General features: G+C 69.5%; 1 protein-coding gene. It reads right to left on the bottom strand.

Annotation, left to right across the window (positions count from 1 at the left end; all coding sequences use genetic code 11):
* Positions 1 to 234: 234 nt before the first annotated feature.
* Complete coding sequence (locus tag CSC64_RS13800; RefSeq protein ID WP_162435906.1) at positions 235 to 714, bottom strand: FKBP-type peptidyl-prolyl cis-trans isomerase; 480 nt, start codon at positions 712 to 714, stop codon at positions 235 to 237.
* Positions 715 to 827 lie beyond the last annotated feature (113 nt).

Raw genomic sequence — 827 nt, 5'->3', positions numbered from 1 at the left:
CCTGCGGCGCGCTCATAGTGACTACAACACACCCCCCCGGCTCCCCCAGCCCGGCCCCCGAGCCGGCATCCCCTGCCCCCACCACCGCCGCAGCTTCGCCCCGGTCCGCGCCGCACTCGCCCGCACCTTCGAGCCCGAAGCCGCACTCTGATCACGCAAGCCTCGCCGGGGCCCGGAAAAGCAAACGGCCCGCCGAAGCGGGCCGTCGCACCTGTTCACCGGAACTCCGGCAACTCAGTGGTGGTGGCCACCGTCGCCATGCACGTGCCCGTGCTCGATCTCCTCGGCGCTGGCCTCGCGCACCTCGACGATCTCCACGTCGAAGTGCAGGTCCTTGCCCGCCATCGGATGATTCAGGTCCACGTCGACCACGCTGTGGCCCACCTTCTCCACCGTCACCGCGCGCGGGCCGAAGTTGGTCTGCAGCACCACCTGCATGCCCGGCGCCAGCTTCGTGTTGCCGAAGTGCTTCTTCGGGATGCGCTGGCCCATGCCCTCGCGGCGCTCGCCATAGGCCTCCGCCGCCGGCACGTCGACGCCGAAGCTCTCGCCGGCCTCCTTGTCCTGCATCGCCGCCTCCAGCCCCGGGATGATGTTGCCGTGGCCGATCAGGATCGCGATCGGCTCGCGGTCCTTCGAGGTCTCGATCGCCTCCTGCCCGACTTCGGCGACGGAATAGTGGAAGCGGACGACGCGGTCTTTTTCGATCTTCATGCGCAACTCGTTTTGGCCGCCATCGCGGCGGCATGGGGCGGCCTTGCCGGCCGCGAGGGACTGCGGCCATCATGGCCGCCGTGAGGAAAGCCCCGCATTATCCTGCCCCCTCC

Source organism: Pseudoxanthomonas koreensis (assembly GCF_010093225.1).
In the GTDB taxonomy this organism is placed as follows: domain Bacteria; phylum Pseudomonadota; class Gammaproteobacteria; order Xanthomonadales; family Xanthomonadaceae; genus Pseudoxanthomonas; species Pseudoxanthomonas koreensis.
This window is presented reverse-complemented; position numbering and strand designations above follow the sequence as displayed.

What these genes read in the sequence shown, in the direction of transcription:
- CSC64_RS13800 (WP_162435906.1), bottom strand. Translation starts at nt 714, where the DNA reads ATGAAGATCGAAAAAGACCGCGTCGTCCGCTTCCACTATTCCGTCGCC.